This window comes from Nocardiopsis alba DSM 43377 (genome assembly GCF_000341225.1).
GTDB classification, from domain to species: Bacteria; Actinomycetota; Actinomycetes; order Streptosporangiales; family Streptosporangiaceae; genus Nocardiopsis; species Nocardiopsis alba.
Genome location: NZ_ANAC01000008.1, coordinates 1 through 5305 on the forward strand (window position 1 = coordinate 1; position 5305 = coordinate 5305).

Here is a 5305-nt window from a genome sequence, read left to right on the forward strand (position 1 = left end):
CATCAACCCCATCGCGATGACCACACGCTGACGCATACCACCGGAGAACTCGTGCGGATACGAATTGATCCGCTTCTCCGGCTCGTGGATCCCCACCCGCTCCAGGGCCTCGACGGCGCGCTTGCGGGCCTCCGCCTTGGGGGCCTTGGGGTGGTGCACCCGGTAGGCCTCGATGAGCTGGTTGCCGATGGTGTACTGCGGGTGCAGCGACTGCATCGGGTCCTGGAAGACCATCGCGATGTCGTTACCGCGCATCCGACGCAGCTGCTTGTCGGTGGCGGTGACCACGTCCTGCCCGGCCACCTCGATGGAGCCGGTGATCTGCGCCCGACTTCCCCGGTGCAGACCCATCAGGGCCAGCGAGGTCACGCTCTTACCCGAGCCCGACTCGCCCACGATCCCCAGGGCGCCTCCGGCGGGCACCTCGAAGGAGAGACCCTTCACCGCGTGGACGTCACCGTCCATCGTCGGGAAGGTCACCCGCAGATCGTCCACCCGTACGACTGCGTCGGAGGCAGCCGTTCCGTTCGAGGCCATGTCACTTTTCCTTCGGTAGAGCCGGTCCGGGGTTCACACTGACGCGCGTCACTTGGCGAGCCGCACTCGCGGGTCGACCACCGGGTAGAGGAGGTCGACGATGAGGTTGCAGACCACGATGAAGACGGCGCCCAGGAGCGTGACGCCCAGGACGACGGGCAGGTCCTTGGAGACGATCGAGTCGATCGCGTAGGCACCCACGCCGTTGAGGGAGAACACCTTCTCGGTGAGGATCGCGCCGCCCAGGACCATGCCGATGTCCAGGCCCAGGATGGTGACGATGGGCGTCAGGGTGGGGCGGAGGGCGTGCTTGAAGATCACCTTCCGCTCGCTCAGACCCTTGGCCCGGGCGGTGCGGATGTAGTCCTCGTTGAGGGTCTCCAGCATGCCCGCGCGGGTCTGCCGGGCGTACTGCGCGGCGTGCAGGAACGCCAGCGTGATCCAGGGCAGGAGCATGACCTGGTACCAGCCGACCGGGTCCTCGGTCAGCGGCACGTAGCGCGACACGGGGAACAGGCCCCACTGGTGGACCAGGAAGGACAGGGCCAGAAGACCCGTGAAGTAGATGGGGAGGGAGACGCCGATGAGGGCGGTTCCCATCGCCAGGCGGTCGAAGATGCTGCCCTTCTTGACCGCGGAGAGCACACCGACCGAGACGCCGCCGACGACCCAGATCACGGCCGCGCCCAGCCCCAGGGACATGGTGACGGGGAGGCGATCGAGGATCTGCGGTAGCACCGGCGAGTTGGTGGTGAAGGAGTAGCCCAGGCAGGGCGCCGCGCACTCGACGGTCTCACGGCCGAAGGTGAACTCCTGGCCGAAGAGGATGCTGCGGATGAACTCGACGAACTGGACCGCGACCGGCTGGTCGAGACCGAGGCGTTCCACCGTGGCCTCGAGGGCCTCGGGGGTGGGCGCCTTGCCCACGTACATCGCCGCCATGCCCTGCGGGGTGACGCCGGCCCACCTGGGCAGGACGTAGAAGATCCAGAAGGTCACCGCCGTGACGACGGTGAGAAGCAAGAGACCCGCACCAAGGCGGCGAAGAATATAGTTCAGCATCGCGGTCGGCGGCGGGGGCGCCCCGGGGATCACCCGGGGCGTCCCGCCGCTTTCACCTGCCTTCTCGTACTAGTTCAGGCTGGTATCGGGCTCTAGTCCCGGTCCACGCCGATCGCCATGAAGTCGTACATCATGTAGGCGGGCGTGTAGTAGACGTTGGTCAGGTCGTCGGAGCGGTACATCAGGGCCTTGTCGAAGACCACCGGCAGGATGGCGGCGTTCTCCATGACGAGGGTGTCGATGCGGCCGTAGATCTCGGCGCGCTCGTCCGGGTCCTCCGTCTTGAGGGCCTCGTCCCAGAGACCGTTGACCTCGGGGTCGTCCAGCTCGGAGGTGTTGAAGTTACCGGTCTCCATGATCGCGTCGCCGTGCGTGATCTTGGAGGCGAAGCCGTAACCGGTGGGCCAGTCCGGACCCCAGCCGGAGACGCTCATGCCGATGTTGTTCTCACGGACGTAGTCCTGCGAACCGGCGTACTGACCGAAGAAGTCGGCGGACGGGAAGCTCTTGATCTCAGCCTCGATGCCGACCTCGCCCAGGGCCTGCTGAAGGGCCTCGGCGGTCTGGACGTCCTTCTCGCGCTCGACGCGGACGGCGATGTTGGTCTTGAAACCGTCGTCCTCGCCGCACTCCTCGAGCTTCTCCCGAGCCTTGTCGAGGTCGCCCTTGTTGTCCGCGGACGGGTACAGGTCAGACTCGGTGTCGGAGCCCGGGATCGCCGGGGGCAGCAGGTTGGTGGCGATGTCGCCGCCCTCGGCGCCGCCCCAGGCGCGCCACATGCTGTCACGGTCGGCGGCGTACATGATCGCCTGACGGCAGGCCACGTCCTCGATGACGGGGAGGTGGATGTTCACGTAACGCAGGGCGCCCGTGTACGGGTTGTCCAGGTTGCCCTGAATGGCCTCGTCGTCGAGCAGACGCGAGTGCATCGCCGGGCCGACGCCGGTGCCGGAGAGGTCGACGTCGAGCTCGCCGCTGACCAGGCGCTCGTCGATCTCGTCCTGGTTGACGCCGATCTCGACCTCGATGCGGTCCGGCAGGGCCGGACGCACGGCGTCGGTGTCGGCGTCCCAGTGCTCGTTGCGCTCCAGGTTGAGCTTGACGCCGGGCTCGTAGTCGCCGTCGAACTTGTACGGACCCGAGGACAGGACGTGCTCCTGGTACAGCTCACCGCGGTCGGCCTCGATCGGCACCGGGGCGGTCTGCGGCTGGGTCAGCACGTTCGGGAACTCGGAGAAGGAGTCCTTGAGGTGGAAGACCAGGGTGTAGTCGTCCGGGGTCTCGATGGAGTCGAAGCCCGCGAGCGGGTCGTCGCCCTCGTAGACGTTGTGGTCGTCCTGGTCCAGGTGGGCCTTGAAGTACTGCGGGCCCTCGGTGAACACGCCGCCGTTGAAGTTGGCACGGGCGATGCCGTACTTGATGTCCTCGGCCGTGATCTCGGTGCCGTCCTCGTACTTGAGGCCTTCCTGGATCTTGACGGTCCACTCGGTGAAGTCGTCGTTGGGCTCCGGCAGGTCCACGGCCATGTCCGGGATCAGCTCGGTGGCGCCCTCACCCGGAGCCGGGTTGAAGGCCAGCAGCGTACGCGCGTAGTAACGGGAGAAGTTCCAGTTGAACGCGTAGTAGGTGTTGGCGGGGTCGGTGGAGTCGAAGTCGCCGGCGATGGCGTACTTCAGGGTGCCACCGGTCTTGTCCGACGGGTTGACGACCTCGGTGGAACCGAGGTCGAAGCTGCCGTCCGAGTCGGAACCGCCACCGCCGGTGGCGGCGCCGCCGCAGGCGGACAGGAAGAGGGATGCGGCCGCGCCGAGCGCGACGAAGCCGAGGGCTCTTTTCCTCAAGGATCTACCTCTCTGAGACCTGGTGTGGGGATGGGTTGGACCCGCGGGTTGATCCACGCCCGCACGGGGTTGCCGAGACAGCCCCGTACGAGCGGGGGTCAGTCCGAGGTTCTGGGGTCGAAGGCATCTCGAAGACCGTCGCCGAACAGGTTGAAGGCGAGCACGGTGATGAAGATGGCCATACCGGGGAAGATGATGAAGTAGGGCGCCTGCTGGTAGAAGGGCACCGCCTCGGAGAGCATCTTTCCCCAACTCGGAGTGGGCGGGTTGATACCGACACCGAGGAAGCTCAGAGCCGCCTCGAACAGGATGTTCGTGGGGATCAGGAGTGTGGAGTAGACGATGATCGGGGTGACCAGGTTGGGCAGGATCTCCTTGACCAGGATGTGCCCGTTGCCCGCGCCCAGGCTCTTGGCGGCCTCCACGAACTCCCGCTCGCGCAGGGCCAGGGTCTGACCGCGGACGATACGGGCGATGTAGGGCCAGTTGAAGAACCCGATGATGAAGACGATGACGCCGATCCTCAACCCGTTACCGGTCAGCCCCATGACCCCCTCGGGGATGACCCCGACCAGGGCGATGGCGAAGAGCACCAGCGGGAAGGCGAGGAAGATGTCCATCGCACGGCTGATGATGGTGTCGACCCAGCCGCCCATGTAACCGGCGATGATGCCCAGCGCGGTGCCGATGGCGACACAGACCAGGGTGGCCAGGAAGGCGACCAACAGGGAGATCTGGGCCCCGTAGAGGATCCGACTGAACAGGTCGCGACCGGTGGTCGGCTCGACGCCGAGCAGGTGGTCGGAGCTGATGCCGCCCCAACGGTCCACGCCCAGTTCGGGGTTCTCGGGATCGAGATAGGGGATCCGTCGACTGGGGTCGATCAGGTCCTGGTTGAACTGGGTGGGCGGGTGACCGAACCACTTGGTCAGGAGGGGCGCGAGGAGCGCGGCGAGGATGAGCAGCACCACGACCACGCCCGAGACCATGGCGACCTTGTCGCGACGCAGACGCTGCCACGCGATCTGACGCAGTGATCGGTTGGCGGCGTCGCCGCGGCCTTCGGTGGCCGTCACGGCGGTGTCCGCGGCGTCGGCCTCCTCGACCGACCCGGGGACCTGTGAGGGCGCACTCATCGGGCGACCACTCTCCACTCTTACGCTTCTGACCGAGAGGACAGAGCCCACTCGTGAGGCACCTGGGGGTGACCCTGCCGGGCCTCACTGTGGGGCCGGTCGGTTCTCGACACTGGCTGGCGTGGGCTTCGCGTCCGACGGGGAGGGGGGATCGCCCACCACGTCGGCTCTGACGCACACGGTCTGTCCCCTTTGAGCGGTGGACACCCATGTGCACGTTCAGCCCGGGATGTTACACAGCGACCAATTTACTCGCCCTTTGGGCCCCCGCTGTCCAAAGTCTGTCCATGTGGCTAAATCGTAACAAACACTAATAAACAACCCACATGAGAACTAACGTGCACAAAGTTCTCATTCATCGGATGACGGGGGTGAGCTGGGGGGACAGCGGACACTCTCGGCCTCATGCACCTTACGATCATCAGGCCCACAAGGGGAACCCATTCCCCCGAGCTATGGCAAGTGCTATGAATCCGGATGTCTCGTCACAAGTTCCCCCGAAGGGGGTCGCACACGACGGTGGCCCCGCCGAAGCGGGGCCACCGTCGTGTGTCAAGCGGGGCTACTCATCACCCCGCCTCGTCGTCGCTACTCGATGCCGTGCTTGCGCAGCAGGGCCTCGATGTCGTCGAGGTCGTCGTCACCGGACTTCTTCTGCTTCGGCGCCTTGACCTGACCCGCCGCGGACGGCGCCGGACCGGCGGCCTCCGGGCCCTGCGGCTCCGGCCT

General features: G+C 66.3%; 4 protein-coding genes. All 4 read right to left on the reverse strand.

From position 1 onward, the window contains the following. A partial coding sequence (locus D451_RS26290; RefSeq protein WP_017533863.1) for an ATP-binding cassette domain-containing protein occupies window positions 1-537 on the reverse strand: 537 nt, incomplete at its 3' end. Between the two features lie 48 nt (window positions 538-585). Continuing rightward, window positions 586-1599, reverse strand: a complete 1014-nt coding sequence (locus D451_RS0106710; protein WP_014911083.1) for an ABC transporter permease — start codon at window positions 1597-1599, stop codon at window positions 586-588. Window positions 1600-1691: 92 nt separating this feature from the next. Continuing rightward, window positions 1692-3440 (reverse strand): ABC transporter substrate-binding protein, encoded by a 1749-nt coding sequence (locus D451_RS0106715; protein ID WP_014912849.1) that lies wholly within the window; start codon window positions 3438-3440, stop codon window positions 1692-1694. Between the two features lie 98 nt (window positions 3441-3538). Further along, the gene (locus D451_RS0106720; protein ID WP_014912987.1) at window positions 3539-4576 is read right to left on the reverse strand and encodes an ABC transporter permease; all 1038 of its coding nucleotides are present in this window, start codon (window positions 4574-4576) and stop codon (window positions 3539-3541) included. Window positions 4577-5305 lie beyond the last annotated feature (729 nt).